Genomic DNA, 13,923 nt, shown 5'->3' with positions numbered 1-13,923 from the left:
GCTATCGGTCTCCCGCGTTGCGCTGCTCGCTCAGCACATCGTCCAGCGTGCGCCCGTGTCCGCGCTTGACAGCGCGCAGATCATAACCGGCTGCCTCGAGGAGCCGGACAAGCGCGGATACGCTCATGTCGCCGCGCGCGAGCGTTTCCATGCGCGCGAGCGTCGTGCGTGCGATACCGGCGCGCTCGGCCAGTTCCTTCTGTGAAAGTCCCGCCACGCGGCGAGCATCTTTCAGCATCGCTCCAATATCGGCCAGTGTCGTCATTTGTAGCCCCGGGGCATCATAAATCGCCGAATCGAACTTGATTGTAGCCCAAATGCTACAAAGCGATTTATTTCTTGGTGTGTCCTTTGGGATACAGAAATCAGCGAAACGGCAGATTCGGTAGCCCTCGGGCCACCAATATCGCTGGATGACGCGGCTAAAACGAAAAATCGCGGCCGCGCCTCTTCTTGTGGAGGCGCGGCCGCGATGACAGCGCTTGCATGCTTCTGCGTATGTGTTGGTCTCCACACGCTCCCCTCGCGCTAGGCTTGGGGTTACCTTCCCGGGCTCTTCGGCCTCGATGCTTTCACTTTGTCCACAGTTTCTGGGCACAAGCCTGTGGATATCGTTTTGAGTATTGCTGCAACGTATTGATTCGACGACGCTTACCTGCGACGCCCGGCGACGCGCCCGTTCGCGCCGCCCGACTCAGTCGGCATTAGGCATGCAGGAGGCAAGCATCGCGTCGATGCGATTCATCTCGACGCTGAAAATCGACTGCGGCGCGGTGGCGTTCAATTCGTCTGCGGCGGAGCGCGGCAGCGCCATCGCAATGGTGGCCGTCGCGACCAGCGCCAGGACCACCGACAGGAACCAGGAGAAAACGACCATCGCCAACCTCGTCAAGAAAGTCTTTCGGAATCGGCGCGCGTGAACGTCTGCGCGTGATGTGAAGAGTAGGGCCGCGCGGCGTTGCGCGCAGCCCTACGGACGGGGGGACTAGAAGGAGGGTAACTACGGGCGCTGCAGCGGCGCGGGGATGGTCGATACGTCTTGCGCGAGCGCCGCCGCTTCCTGCGCGTGCATCGCGCGAAGAAAGCCCGGACGCTCGCGCAGGCGGCGCCAGTACGCGGCGATCGACGGCGCGAAGCCTTCGCTCTGGTCCAAAAGCTCCGCGAGCATCAGCGCATAGCCGACGGAAATGTCCGCCGCCGTGAAGCGCCCCGCGCACAGATACGGCTGACTGTCGAGCAGCGGCGCGAGCGTGCGAACGCGCGCGTGAAACCATCGCGCGTAATCCTCGACGATTTGTGGCTGCAACCGCTCCGGCGGCTCCAGATGCGCATAGCGCAGCACGAGCGTCTGCGGAAACGTCAGCGTCGCTTCGCCGAAGTGGAGAAAGTTAAGGTAGCGGCCGAAATCGGCTTCGTGCGGCGCGACGTCGAGCACACCCGGCGAATAGCGCGCCGCCAGATACTGGCAGATCGCCGACGATTCGGTCATGAATAGCGCGTCGTCTTCGAATGCCGGAATCGTGCCGAGCGGATTCACGTCCTTGAAGCCGCGAGCGAGCACACGCGGCGGAAACGGCAGCATCTTCAGTTCATACGGCACGCCGATTTCTTCCAGCGCCCAGAGCGGGCGAAACGAGCGCGCGCTCACGCAGTGGTGCAGCGTTATCACGTGGATGCCTCCGTCGCTCAGCCCAGCCAGGACGGCTTGCGCTTCTCGAGGAAGCTGCGCACGCCCTCGCGCCCTTCGTCCGATGCGCGGATGCGCGCGATACGCTCGGCGGTCTCGCCGATCAGCGCTTCGTCGATGTCCTTGCCGGCGAAATCCGCGACGAGTTTCTTGCACTCGCGCACGCCGTTCGGACTGTTCGCGACGATGCTCGCGGCGATCGCGTCGACGCGCGCGTCGAGCTGATCGGCGGCGACGGCTTCATGCACGAAGGAAAGACGCAGCGCTTCGGCGGCATCGAAACGTTCTGCCGTCACGAAGTAGCGATGCGCCGCGCGCGCGCCCATCGCGCGGATCACATACGGCGCGATGGTCGCGGGCATCAGGCCGAGCTTCGCCTCGGACAGACAGAACTGCGCCGAGTCCGCCGCGACCGCGATGTCGCACACCGCGACGAGCCCCATGCCGCCCGCGTAGGCGTCGCCTTGCACCCGCGCGATGACCGGCTTCGAGCAGGCGTAGATCGTGTTGAGCATCGTGGCGAGGCCGAGCGCATCGGCGCGGTTCTCCGCTTCCGAATAGCCCGCCATGCGCTTCATCCAGTTGAGGTCCGCGCCCGCGCAGAACGCCGGGCCGTTCGCGGCGAGGACGATGACGCGCACGTTGGCATCGTCGTCGAGCGCGCGGAAAGCGGCCGTCAGCTCGACGATGGTCGCGTCGTCGAATGCATTGCGCACCTCGGGACGATCGAGCGTCACGCGCGCGACGTGTCCTTCGATGCCGAGCTTCAGGCGTTGCAGTTGCGATGCTTCGGTCATGGTGTCGTCTCCCTGTATGCCTGAATTGAGCATGGCTCAATTTATTTCCGGACAGCATCCGGTACTTTGTCAGTTAGTGTCTTCGAAAAAAGCGCCAATGGTCAACCCGAATTTTTTGAGTCCCACTCACAAATGCGCGGCACGACAATCATCCGATGAGACCCATGACCAATATGTCACGGCGCGAGCATGCGCCGACGTAATATAGTCGTATATATTACGGTGCTCGCTGCCCCATATGGCCACACGCTCGCGGCCTCCGATGCGCCGCCCGAAGTCGATCCATAACCAGAATTTCAACTCGATTCAAGGAGCTTTACGTGAAGACTCGTATTTTGCGCGCTTTGCTTTCCGCGTTCGTTCCGTTGGCCGCGGGCATCGCCGCCACGTCGGCGCTTGCCGGTGAGGTGCAGGTCGCGGTCGCGGCCAACTTCACCGCGCCCGTGCAGGCGATCGCCGCCGACTTCGAAAAGGACACCGGCAACAAGGTCGTCGCATCCTTCGGCGCGACGGGTCAGTTCTACGCACAGATCAAGAACGGCGCGCCGTTCGAAGTGTTCCTCGCCGCCGACGACTCCACGCCCGCCAAGCTCGACAGCGAAGGCGCGACGGTGCCCGGCACCCGCTTCACGTACGCGACGGGCGCGCTCGCGCTGTGGTCCGCGAAGGACGGCTACGTCGACGACAAGGGCGAAGTGCTGAAGAAGAACAACTTCACGCACATCGCGATCGCCAATCCGAAGGCCGCGCCGTACGGTCTCGCCGGCTATCAGACGCTCGACAAGCTCGGCCTGACCGCCGAGATCAAGCCGAAGGTCGTCGAAGGCCAGAACATCTCGCAGACGCAGCAGTTCGTCGCGACGGGCAACGCGGAACTCGGCTTCGTCGCGCTGTCGCAGATCTACAAGAACGGTAAGATCACGAGCGGCTCGGCGTGGATCGTGCCGGCGAATCTGCATGAACCGATCAGGCAGGACGCCGTGATCCTCAGCAAGGGCCGTGACAACCCTGTCGCGAAGCAATTCATCGAATACCTGAAGGGTCCGAAGGCCGCCGAAGTGATCAAGTCCTACGGCTATCAACTGTAATTGCGCCGATGCCGCTCGATAGCGCCGATCTTCAGGCCATCACGCTGACGCTCGAACTGGCGTCGCTGACGACGGCGCTTCTGCTCGTCGTCGGCACGCCGATCGCGTGGTGGCTCACGCATACGCGCTCGAAGCTCAAGGGCATCGTCGGCGCGGTGGTCGCGCTGCCGCTGGTGCTGCCGCCGACCGTCATCGGCTTCTATCTGCTCGTGCTGATGGGGCCGAACGGTTATGTCGGCAAATTCACGCAGGCGCTCGGCATCGGATTGTTGCCGTTCACCTTCGCGGGGCTCGTCGTCGGCTCGGTGATCTATTCGCTGCCGTTCGTCGTGCAGCCGCTGCAGAACGCGTTCGAAGCGATCGGCCGCCGTCCGCTCGAAGCGGCCGCGACGCTGCGCGCCGGTCCCTGGGACACGTTCTTCACGGTGGCGCTGCCGCTCGCGCGGCCGGGCATCGTCACCGCGACGATTCTAGGCTTCGCGCATACCGTCGGCGAATTCGGCGTCGTGCTGATGATCGGCGGCAATATTCCGGGGCGCACGCGCGTAGTGTCCGTGCAGATCTTCGATCACGTCGAGGCGCTCGAATACGCACAGGCGCACTGGCTCGCCGGCGGCATGGTGGTATTCTCGTTCATCGTTCTTCTGCTGCTCTATTCCAGCCGACGCTCCGTTGCGGCTCATGTCTGAACTCATTTCAAACCGTCTCACGCTCGGCCGCGCGCAAGCGCATTCCGAGGAAGCCATCGAAGCGCGCTTTCTCGTCGAACATCCGGGCTTCACGTTCGATCTCGATCTCGCGCTGCCCGGCCGCGGCGTCACCGCGATCTTCGGCCATTCCGGTTCCGGCAAGACCACGCTGTTGCGCTGTCTCGCGGGACTCGCGCGTCCGCGCGTCGGGCGGCTCGTCGTGAATGGCGAAGTCTGGCTCGATACCGAACGCAACATCTTCATGCCGACGCACAAGCGCCCGCTCGGCTATGTCTTTCAGGAAGCGAGCCTCTTTCCGCATCTGAGCGTGAAGAAGAACCTGCGCTTCGGGCTCGATCGCGTGACGGCGGGCGCGCGGCGCGCGGATCTCTCGCAGGCGGCGGAACTGCTCGGCATCGGGCATCTGCTGGAGCGCATGCCCGCCGGATTGTCGGGCGGAGAGCGGCAGCGCGTGGGCATCGCGCGGGCGCTGCTGACCAGTCCGCGTCTGCTTTTGCTCGATGAACCGCTCGCTTCGCTCGATCAGAAGCGCAAGCTCGAAATCCTGCCGTATCTCGAACGCCTGCACGACGAGCTCGATATCCCGGTGCTCTACGTGAGCCACGCGCCGGAAGAAGTCGCGCGCCTCGCGGATCATCTGGTGCTGCTCGAAGGCGGCCGCGCGCTCGCGAGCGGCCCGATCGCCGATACGCTCGCGCGGCTCGACCTGCCGCTCGCCATCGCCGACGATGCATCGGTCGTGTTCGAAGGCGTCGTCGCCGGATACGACAACGCCTATGGCCTGCTCACGCTCGCGTTGCCCGGCTCCCGCGCGAAGCTCGCCGTCGTGCATGCGCCGATGGCCGAAGGCAAGACGATGCGCGTCGCCGTGAAGGCGCGCGACGTGAGTCTCATCACCGGCACGCACGAGCATGAACGCAGCAGCGTGCTCAACGTGCTGCCCGCGACGGTCATCGGCATCGCGAAAGACGCCAATCCGTCGCAGGCCGTGGTGCGCCTCGATGTCGACGGCTCGCCGCTGCTCGCGCGCGTCACGCGCTACTCGATGGACCGGCTGAGCATCGTCGAAGGCATGCGCTTGTGGGCGCAGGTGAAGGCGGTGTCGCTACTCGCCTGAGCGCGCCTTCAGCGCGGCGTATTGCAGGAGCATGATCGTCTTGCCGTCCATGATTTCGCCGCGCTCGATCATCTGCATGGCCGTTTGCAGCGGCACTTCGATCGTCTCGATTTCCTCACCCTCTTCGGCCACGCCGCCGCCATCCGACACGCGCATCGAGCTGTCGTAATCGCCGATATAGAAATAGAGCTTCTCGGTCACCGATCCCGGGCTCATGAACGCCTCGAAGATCTTCTCGACGTGATGCACGCGATAACCCGTTTCCTCCTCCACCTCGGCGCGGATGCGCTCTTCCGGTGAGGCGTCGTCGAGCAATCCGCCGGGCGCTTCGATCAGCATGCCGTCGTGTCCGTTGACGAACGCGGGCATGCGGAACTGGCGCGTCAGCAACACATTGCCGGTGTTGCGCTCGCGCAGCAGGATGGTCGCGCCGTTGCCGCGGTCATAGGTTTCGCGACTTTGACGCTGCCAGTCGCCGTCGCGCCGCTGGAAATCGAAGGTCACCTTTCTGAGGACGTACCAGTCGTCCGACAGCACTTCGGTTTTGAGGATGCGCACGCGCTCTTTCGTTTCCATCGATTCACCCATTCGACAATTCACTGAGCGCATGTTAGCGTGCAGTTTCGTGCAACATCAAGAAATTTCATGCAAACAATGTTGACCAGCCAGCGCAAGAAAGCGATTCTCGATGCCCTCAGACGCGACGGGCAAGTGCTCGCCGCGGAGCTGAGCGCGCGTTTCGGCATCTCCGAAGACACAGTGCGGCGAGACTTGCGCGAACTCGCCGCCGAAGGGCTGCTGCAGCGCGTGCATGGCGGCGCGCTGCCCGCCTCGCCGGCCATTGCGCCGTTCGCGCGGCGCGAGGAAATGGAGTCGGATGCAAAGCGCCGCATCGCGAAGAAGGCCGCCGAGATGATTGCGCCGGGGCAAATCGTGATCGTCGACGGGGGCACGACGTCGGCACTGCTCGTGCGTCAACTGCCGGACAACCTTTCCGCGACGATCGTCACTCATAGCCCGAGCGTCGCGGTTGCGCTTGCACAGCACGCTTCGGTCGAAGTCGTGCTGATCGGCGGCAAGCTCTACAAGCATTCGATCGTCACGGTGGGCGCGGCCGCCGTCGAAGCGATGTCGCATATTCACGCCGACATCTATTTCATGGGCGTGACCGGCGTGCATCCGACGGCCGGGCTCACCACCGGCGATTTCGAGGAAGCGCATGTCAAGCGGGCGCTCGCGGCGCGCGCGGCGGAAACGGTCGTGCTCGCATCGGCGGCGAAGCTCAACGCGGCATCGGCGTACCGGATCGGCGGGATCGAACTGGCGCACACGATCATCGTCGAGGATGCAGCCGACGCGACGCTCACCGAGCCTTTCGAACGCGCCGGCATCACCCTGATACGCGCGTGAATTCGCGACAGTTTATGACCGGGTAACACGCCGAAAAATACGGGCCGGCTCGTGTAATTGAATTTCTCCAGCAAGTGGAATAGCGTTGAAAGATGCGCCATGTCCAGTCAACAGCGGAGGTCGGATTTCCGCCCCAGGCATCGACACCGCAAACAATTTTTTCTGGAGAAGGACGTGAATCGCCTCAAGGTTTTCATTGCGCTGTCGCTGATCGCAAGCGCCGGCGTGACCGCCAACGCGTACGCCTGGGCGCGCGTCGGCGTATGGGTCGGCGGGCCCGTGTATTACCCGTATCCGGTCGCGCCGGCGCCGTACTACTACTACTACCCGCCGCCGCCCGTGGTCGTCCAGCCCGCGGCACCGACGCAGTATGTCGAGCAGGGCCAGCCTGCCGCCGATCCGGGCGCGCCCGCCCAGCAGCCCGGCATGTGGTACTACTGCGACACCGCCAAGGCCTACTACCCGTACGTGAAGCAATGTTCCGACGCATGGCGCCCGGTTCCGGCGACGCCGCCGTCGAACTGATGCTTCCCGCCGCTCTGAATATCGACAACCAGGCCCATTCGCAGAATTCCATGAACCACACAAGGCTTGCCCTGTTACTGGCCGCAGTCGGCACCATCGGCCTTTCGGCCTGCACCGTGATGCCGACCGGCCCCAGCGTGATGGCGCTCCCCGGCAGCACCAAGACGTTCGACCAGTTCCGCTCCGACGATGCCTCCTGCCGCCAGTTCGCCCTCAATCAGGTCGGCGGCGTGGACGCCAATCAGGCGGCCACCAACAGCGCGATCGGCAGCGCGGTCGTCGGCACCGCGCTCGGCGCGGCGGCGGGCGCGGCGTTCGGCGGCGGCTCGGGCGCGGCCATCGGCGCGGGCGCGGGCCTCCTGACCGGCAGCGCGTTCGGCGTCGGGGCATCCCAGGCATCGGGCTACAACGTGCAGCAGCGTTACGACTACGCGTATCTGCAGTGCATGTACGCCGCCGGCGACAAGGTGCCGGTGCGCAGCACCATGCGAAGCGTTCAGCCTTCCGGCGGCGCTTACACCACCACGCCGCCGCCGCCTCCGCCACCGCCGGGCTGGCAGCCGCCGCCCGGAGCGTACTGACCGGCTCGTCAACGCCGCACGCGCCGGTCATCGCCGCCGGCGCTCAGCGGCGCGTCGGGCACGAACGCCGGTGCAACCACCAGGCCCGTCACCCAGCCGATATAAAACCGCAAGTCGCTCCAGAACTCCGATCGTTCATAGACGCGAAACGCCTGGACGTGCGCGAGCCATAGCACGAGTTGCAATGCGCCCGTCAGCACGAGCCAGGCGAGCGCAATCACGCCGGTTGCGCGGGCGCAGCGCCTGAACGTCGACGCGTCCCACTGTTCCCGCACGATGATGCATCCCGCGATCAGCACGGCTATCGTGGGAACCGCGCTCGTCACGAGCACGTGCGCGCTCCAGCCGAATATCACGCCGGCGCACAGGCCGACGACGATCGACAGCGCCGCGACCGGCCACGCGATCCACGACGGCGCGCGCGCGGCCATCCACGCGATCGTGATGAAGAACGGCGTAATCGCCCATTGCAGCGCCTGCGCCACCGCTTTCGCGAGGTTCTCGCCCGCCTGCTCGTTCGAATGACTCGCTGCGACATACACGGTGATCGCCTCGTGCACGCACACCGCGACGATCGCGAAGCTCAAAGCCTCGCACGCGGCGAAGGCCGGGGATTTCTCCGTGTGCGGGTGTGCGTCGCCGAGACCGCGCAGCCGTTCCAGCACCGGCTCGACGAAGAACGCGAGAATCGCGCCGATGAGAAGCGCGGCGGCGGCGTCGGTCAGGGAAAAATGGCCGAACAGGGAAAAGAGGCCTTGCCACAGAAACTCGGGCGCGGCCGCGCACACGGCCACCCACAGCGCGAAGAAGAACCCGTTCGAAGCACTTCTGAGCGGCATGGCCACCTCGATGCGTTTTTTATTGCTCAGGCAGCGACGCTTCCTTCACGCGTTCGATCAACGCCGCGCGCACGCGCTCGCGCAGATCGGCGGGCATCGAAAAACACTCGTAGGCGAGCGCCTGCGCGACGGTCACGATGCGCATTTCCTCATAGCGCCGTCCGCTTTCGATCATCGCTTCGAAAGCGTTGGCGCGCTCGTTGATCTCGATCGGATCGGCGTCGACGAGCAGGACGGCGTGCGCGAGCACCGCGTAGAGCGGCTGATCCTTGTCGGGGTGCGGCACGCGCCGCCAGTACTGCGCCGTGCCCGCGATCTTGCGCGCGTCGTCGCCGGGACCCCATGCGAGATTGAAGCGGCCATCGCAGAAAGAGCCATCGACCGCTTGCCAGTGCGTCAGCACGCCGAGCGAGTTGAGCGCATCCGCGAGAATCCTGCACAAATGCACATAAATGGTTTCGGAGAGCGCGCCCATCGCCGCGCGCACCGGATAAGCGAGGCTCAGATTGAGGACGCCCGGGCCTTGCGGAACGAGGCCGCCGCCCGACAGCCGCAGCCACACGGGACAACCGCGCTCCGCGAAAGCCTCGCGCGCATCGTTGAGCGCCGCGTAACGCTGATAGCTGCGCGGCACGACCAGCGAAACGGGCGCTTCCCAGACGTGCGCGACGGCGTCGCCGGCGGCCGCGCGCGCGAGCAGCGCTTCTTCGGCTTGCAGGGGATCGTGCGGATCGCCGGAAAGGGAAGCGGGATCGATCAGTTCGAAGGGCATGGAATCGATGTCCGGGCGCGTCGCGAGCGACGCCATCCCAGCATGGTAGCCAATAACCGCGAAATGAAGCGCGAAATGCGAATGCGCCCCGTCGGCAGCCTTCGCCAGCGGGGCGCGCACGGCTCAGGGCGCGATCATCCGCCTTTTCCGACGTGCTCCTTCAGCAACGCGTTGACTTCGTTCGCCTTCTCCATCTGGCTCATGTGCCCCGCGTCGTCGAACACGCGCACGGTCGCGCCTTCCGGCGCATGCTTCGCGTGCGCGGCGGGAATGATCTGGTCTTTTGCGCCCCAGATCACGAGCACGGGCTTGCCCGTCGCGGACAGCTTGCCGCCCGGCTGCGCGCTCTGCTTTCCGCCCGCGAACAGGCCGCCATTGAGCGATGTCAGCGCATCGCTCACGCCGTCGAGCCGCTTGTACTTCAGCAGATCGTCGAGCATCTGGCGGCTGACCAGTTCGGGATTGGCGAACAGGAGCTCGACCACCGGCTTCAGCTCACGGCGCGATTCGGCGGTCACGAACCCTTCGGTATACGCGTTGTTCACTTCATCGCCGAAACCGGCGGGCGAAATCAGCGACACCGACGCGACGCGCGCCGGCTGATCGACGGCCATCTGCGCCGCGATGCCGCCGCCCATCGAATGCCCGACGAGATGCGCACGGTCGATCGACACCGCGTCCATGAACCTGCCGACGAACGCAGCGAGATCCGCCAGCGTCGTGCCCGGCACTTTAGGCGTCGACTGTCCGTGGCCCGGCAAATCGAGCGCGAACACGCGATGCTTCTCCGCGAGCGCGTCGAGATTGAAGAGCCAGTTGTCGAGATCGCCGCCGAAGCCGTGAATGAACAGCACCGCGTCCTTGGATGCATCGTCGCCGCCGCGCGATGCGTAGCGCACGCGGATGCCGTCGACCTCGACGAAGTGATACGCCGCCGCCTGCTCGCCCTCCTCTTCGTCATCGGCGGGCGTCACGTACGACGACACGTACGCGTCGATATCGGCGTCGCTCACCTCGGACGGCGCGAGCACGCCGAGCAGCGCCTTCACCGGCAGCGTATCGCCCGCCGACGCGACGCGGCGTCGTAGCAGCCCCGCATCGGGCGCTTCGACGGCGTTGGCGATCTTGTCGGTCTCGACGTCGAGGATCGGCATGCCGACGGTGATCTGCGTGCCCTCCTCCACGAGCCACTCGTTGACCGTGCCTTCCTTCATCGACAAGCCCCATTTGGGCATCACGATCGGTGTGATTGCGGACATCAGTGCTTTCCTCCCTTCATGGTTTTTCGTGCGGCGTCGGCGATCTGCGCGGCGCTCGGGATGTACAGATCCTCGAGCGTCGGCGAGAACGGCACCGGCGTATGCGGCGCGCAGACCATCTGGATGCCCGCCTTCAGCGCGCCGAACGCCTGCTGCGCGACCTGCGCGGAAATGTCGGTGGCGATGTTGCAGCGCGGATTCGCCTCATCGACGACGACGAGCCTGCCCGTGTTCTCGACCGTCTCCAGCACGGTGTCCAGATCGAGCGGCGACAGCGTGCGCAGATCGACGACTTCCGCCTCGATGCCCTCCTTCGCGAGCGTCGCGGCCGCTTCGAGCGCTCGATGCACCATCAATCCATACGTGACGATCGACACATCCTTGCCGTCGCGCACGACGTTCGCCTCGCCGAACGGAATCGCATACGAGTTCTCGGGCACTTCGCCTTCGAAACCGTAGAGATTCTTGTGCTCGCAGAAGATGACCGGGTCGTTGTCGCGGATCGCCTGGATCAAGAGACCCTTCGTGTCGTACGGTGTCGACGGGCACACGACCTTCAAGCCCGGAATATGCGTGAACAGCGACGTCAGCATCTGGCTGTGCTGGGCCGCCGCGCGAAACCCGGCGCCGACCATCGCGCGGATCACGACGGGCGTTTCCGCCTTGCCGCCGAACATGTAGCGGAACTTCGCCGCCTGATTGAAGATCTGGTCGAAGCACACGCCCATGAAGTCGATGAACATCAGTTCCGCGACCGGGCGCATGCCGCACGCCGCCGCGCCGATCGCCGCGCCGACATACGCGGATTCGGACAGCGGCGTATCGAGCAGGCGGTCGCCGTGCTTCGCGTACAGTCCCTTCGTCACGCCGAGCACGCCGCCCCACGCGTCCTTCTCGCCGTCCGCGCCTGCGCCGCCGACGATGTCCTCACCCAGCACGATCACGCTCGGATCGCGCGTCATTTCCTGATCGATGGCTTCGTTGATCGCCATCTTCATGCTCAGTTTGCGGGCCATGGTGGTTGTCTCCTCGATTCAGTATTTGACGTAGACATCGGTGAGCAGATCGGCGGCGGTCGGCAAGGGCGCGTCCTTCGCCTCCTGCACCGCGCGGTCGATCAGCGCGGCGACTTCCTTGTCGATCGCGTCGAGCTCGCCGCGGGAGATCACGTCGGCTTGCGTGACGGCGGCCGCGAACTTCTTCAGGCAGTCCTTGTTCGAGCGGATATCGTCGAGTTCGCCGGGCGCGCGGTAGGTCTGTGCATCGCCTTCGAAGTGGCCGTAGAAGCGGATCATCTTGCATTCGAGCAGCGCCGGGCCGCCGCCTTCGCGCGCGCGTTTGATGACTTCGCCCGCCGCTTCGTACACCGCGAAGAAATCGGTGCCGTCGACGGTCACGCCCGGAATGCCGAAGCCCGCCGCGCGATCGACATAGCTATCCACTGCCGTGCCGTAATCGCGCGCGGTCGATTCGGCGTAGCCGTTGTTCTCGATCACGAAGATCACCGGCAGATTCCACACGGCCGCGAGATTCAGGCTTTCGAGAAACGTGCCCTGGTTCGACGCGCCATCGCCCGCGAAGGTGATGCCGACTTCGCCCTTGCCGCGAAACTTCGCCGCGAGCGCCGCGCCGCAGATCAGCGGTGCGCCCGCGCCGAGAATGCCGTTCGCGCCCATCATCCCTTTCGACAGATCGGCGATATGCATCGAGCCGCCCTTGCCGTTGCACGAGCCGCCTTTCTTGCCGTAGATCTCCTTCATCATCTCGACCGGGTCGACGCCCTTGGCGATGCAATGCCCGTGTCCGCGGTGCGTGCTCGCGATGCGGTCGCCATCGCTCAAATGACTCATGATGCCGACGCCCGCCGCTTCCTCGCCCGCGTACAGATGCACGAAACCGGGAATGTCGCCGCGTCCGAAATCGACGTGCAAACGTTCCTCGAAATCGCGGATCGTGCGCATCTTGCGATATACGTTCAACAGTTCATCCTTGGAGAGCGGCAAGCCGCCCGCATGCTGCGTAGCTGTCATCTCTGTCTCCTTCCATGGGTGGGTCTAGCGGGTAGTGCTCGTGGACTGACGCATCAGTCCGGACGCCGCCGCGTAGCGCATGCATGCGGCGACATCGATGCTGCGAAAGGCGTTTTCCCTGAGCGTGACGGTCACTTCATCGTCGGGTCCGAACGCGAGCTCGCGTTCGCCGTCGAGCGCGACGATGCCGGTGCGCTGCTTCACGCGATGCGGCACGCCGTCGGCAAGCCGCGTCCAGTTTGCGATCGGCACGGCTTCGATGAGGCCGGGCGCGATCGGCGCGTGCAGATCGAATTCGCACGCGCCTTTCTTGCCGAGCTCGATCGCGAGTCCGCCCTTGACGTGCCGCCCGAGCGGCTCCAGCAAGCCCGCGATCGCCGACATGCCGATCGCCTGCGGATCGGCGTAAGCGACGTAGACGGCGGCGAGCGTGTCGATCTTCCACAGCGCCCGCGCGCCGATGAAATGCTCGTGCGAGATCACGGCGTCGACGAGCGCGATGTCGCGGCGCACGTTGTCTTTCGCGTCGCGAATCTCGATGTCGAGCCGCTTGTTCGACGCGAGCGCTTCGTTCGACGGCACGCGGCCCGTGGCGTAGAGCCCCGTCGCCAGTCCCGAGATGGTCGGCTCGCGCATTTCCGGATACGCGTTGTTCGTGCCGGTCGACAGCCCCGCGATCGGCACTTGCCCGCATTCGCGCACGACCGCGCGATGCGTGCCGTCGCCGCCGAGCACGATGAGCGCATCGACGCCGGCGTCGAGCATCATGCGCGCCGCGCGAAAGGTGTCGTCGACGCGCGCGGTCACGGGCATATCGAGAAATTCGACTTGGGCGAGCGCGGCGTCCGGTCCTTGCTTGCGCGATAGATGACGCTGGAGCATGACCTTCAGGCCTTCGCGATCCGGCATCATCAGCACGCGCGGCACGCCGCAAGACGCGAGCGACGACAGCAATCGCAACACGATATTCACGCGATCCGCGAGCTGCAGGCTGTTCGCATTCGCGATGACGCGCCGGATGTCGCGCGCCGAAACAGGATTGGCGATGATGCCGACGAGCGGCGTTGCGCTTTCACGCATGCCTGTGTCTCCGTTCTGTGTTTTGTGC

The 13,923-nt window shown here is 65.0% G+C and carries 17 protein-coding genes; 6 read left to right on the top strand and 11 right to left on the bottom strand.

The genetic code is table 11. The annotated features are described in order from the left end of the window. Position 1: 1 nt before the first annotated feature. From U4Y90_RS20480 to U4Y90_RS20465, 4 genes are all read right to left on the bottom strand, one after another. Positions 2–265 carry a helix-turn-helix transcriptional regulator gene (locus U4Y90_RS20480; RefSeq protein ID WP_321797387.1) on the bottom strand — a complete coding sequence of 88 codons (264 nt, stop codon included), beginning with the start codon at positions 263–265 and terminating at the stop codon, positions 2–4. A gap of 429 nt (positions 266–694) precedes the next feature. Then, positions 695–877, bottom strand: coding sequence for a hypothetical protein (locus tag U4Y90_RS20475; RefSeq protein ID WP_321797209.1), 183 nt, complete (start codon positions 875–877; stop codon positions 695–697). Positions 878–1,000: 123 nt separating this feature from the next. Beyond that, complete coding sequence (locus U4Y90_RS20470; RefSeq protein WP_321797207.1) at positions 1,001–1,669, bottom strand: glutathione S-transferase family protein; 669 nt, start codon at positions 1,667–1,669, stop codon at positions 1,001–1,003. A 17-nt stretch (positions 1,670–1,686) separates the two neighbouring features. Beyond that, positions 1,687–2,484 (bottom strand): enoyl-CoA hydratase/isomerase family protein, encoded by a 798-nt coding sequence (locus U4Y90_RS20465; RefSeq protein ID WP_321797205.1) that lies wholly within the window; start codon positions 2,482–2,484, stop codon positions 1,687–1,689. Between the two features lie 320 nt (positions 2,485–2,804). Between U4Y90_RS20465 and modA the strand changes: the two genes are divergently transcribed. The 3 genes from modA to modC are packed head-to-tail and all read left to right on the top strand — an operon-like array spanning position 2,805 to position 5,399. Then, positions 2,805–3,572: a molybdate ABC transporter substrate-binding protein gene (modA, locus tag U4Y90_RS20460; protein WP_321797203.1), complete on the top strand. Its 768-nt coding sequence runs from the start codon at positions 2,805–2,807 to the stop codon at positions 3,570–3,572. Positions 3,573–3,580: 8 nt separating this feature from the next. Then, a complete protein-coding gene (gene modB, locus U4Y90_RS20455; protein WP_321797201.1) occupies positions 3,581–4,261 on the top strand; it encodes a molybdate ABC transporter permease subunit in 681 nt (226 codons plus the stop codon). Then, positions 4,254–5,399 (top strand): molybdenum ABC transporter ATP-binding protein, encoded by a 1,146-nt coding sequence (modC, locus tag U4Y90_RS20450; protein WP_321797199.1) that lies wholly within the window; start codon positions 4,254–4,256, stop codon positions 5,397–5,399. The genes modB and modC overlap by 8 nt, the downstream gene beginning before the upstream one ends. Here the strand turns inward: modC and U4Y90_RS20445 are convergent. Further along, a complete protein-coding gene (locus tag U4Y90_RS20445) occupies positions 5,388–5,975 on the bottom strand; it encodes an NUDIX domain-containing protein (RefSeq protein WP_321797198.1) in 588 nt (195 codons plus the stop codon). The two genes, modC and U4Y90_RS20445, sit on opposite strands and share 12 nt — an antisense overlap. A 78-nt stretch (positions 5,976–6,053) precedes the next feature. Here U4Y90_RS20445 and U4Y90_RS20440 point away from each other — a divergent pair, with 78 nt between their 5' ends. From U4Y90_RS20440 to U4Y90_RS20430, 3 genes are all read left to right on the top strand, one after another. After that, on the top strand, positions 6,054–6,809 hold the full coding sequence (locus U4Y90_RS20440; RefSeq protein WP_321797385.1) for a DeoR/GlpR family DNA-binding transcription regulator: 756 nt from the start codon (positions 6,054–6,056) through the stop codon (positions 6,807–6,809). Between the two features lie 174 nt (positions 6,810–6,983). After that, a complete protein-coding gene (locus U4Y90_RS20435) occupies positions 6,984–7,334 on the top strand; it encodes a hypothetical protein (RefSeq protein WP_321797196.1) in 351 nt (116 codons plus the stop codon). Positions 7,335–7,384: 50 nt separating this feature from the next. Next, a complete protein-coding gene (locus U4Y90_RS20430; protein WP_321797383.1) occupies positions 7,385–7,915 on the top strand; it encodes a hypothetical protein in 531 nt (176 codons plus the stop codon). Between the two features lie 8 nt (positions 7,916–7,923). On the opposite strand, the gene U4Y90_RS20425 is transcribed toward U4Y90_RS20430, so the two are convergent. The 6 genes from U4Y90_RS20425 to U4Y90_RS20400 all read right to left on the bottom strand — a co-directional run bounded on the left by U4Y90_RS20425 (position 7,924) and on the right by U4Y90_RS20400 (position 13,895). After that, a complete protein-coding gene (locus U4Y90_RS20425) occupies positions 7,924–8,754 on the bottom strand; it encodes a hypothetical protein (protein WP_321797194.1) in 831 nt (276 codons plus the stop codon). A gap of 19 nt (positions 8,755–8,773) precedes the next feature. Then, the gene (locus U4Y90_RS20420) at positions 8,774–9,526 is read right to left on the bottom strand and encodes a lipoyl protein ligase domain-containing protein (protein ID WP_321797192.1); all 753 of its coding nucleotides are present in this window, start codon (positions 9,524–9,526) and stop codon (positions 8,774–8,776) included. Between the two features lie 134 nt (positions 9,527–9,660). After that, positions 9,661–10,785: an acetoin dehydrogenase dihydrolipoyllysine-residue acetyltransferase subunit gene (locus U4Y90_RS20415; protein ID WP_321797190.1), complete on the bottom strand. Its 1,125-nt coding sequence runs from the start codon at positions 10,783–10,785 to the stop codon at positions 9,661–9,663. Then, on the bottom strand, positions 10,785–11,801 hold the full coding sequence (locus U4Y90_RS20410; protein ID WP_008347157.1) for an alpha-ketoacid dehydrogenase subunit beta: 1,017 nt from the start codon (positions 11,799–11,801) through the stop codon (positions 10,785–10,787). Before U4Y90_RS20410 ends, U4Y90_RS20415 begins: the two co-directional genes overlap by 1 nt. Before the next feature lie 18 nt (positions 11,802–11,819). Further along, positions 11,820–12,815, bottom strand: a complete 996-nt coding sequence (locus U4Y90_RS20405; protein WP_321797188.1) for a thiamine pyrophosphate-dependent dehydrogenase E1 component subunit alpha — start codon at positions 12,813–12,815, stop codon at positions 11,820–11,822. A 24-nt stretch (positions 12,816–12,839) separates the two neighbouring features. Further along, the gene (locus U4Y90_RS20400; protein ID WP_321797186.1) at positions 12,840–13,895 is read right to left on the bottom strand and encodes an ATP-NAD kinase family protein; all 1,056 of its coding nucleotides are present in this window, start codon (positions 13,893–13,895) and stop codon (positions 12,840–12,842) included. Positions 13,896–13,923 lie beyond the last annotated feature (28 nt).

This window comes from Caballeronia sp. J97 (genome assembly GCF_905220305.1).
Classification (GTDB): Bacteria; Pseudomonadota; Gammaproteobacteria; order Burkholderiales; family Burkholderiaceae; genus Caballeronia.
This window is presented reverse-complemented; position numbering and strand designations above follow the sequence as displayed.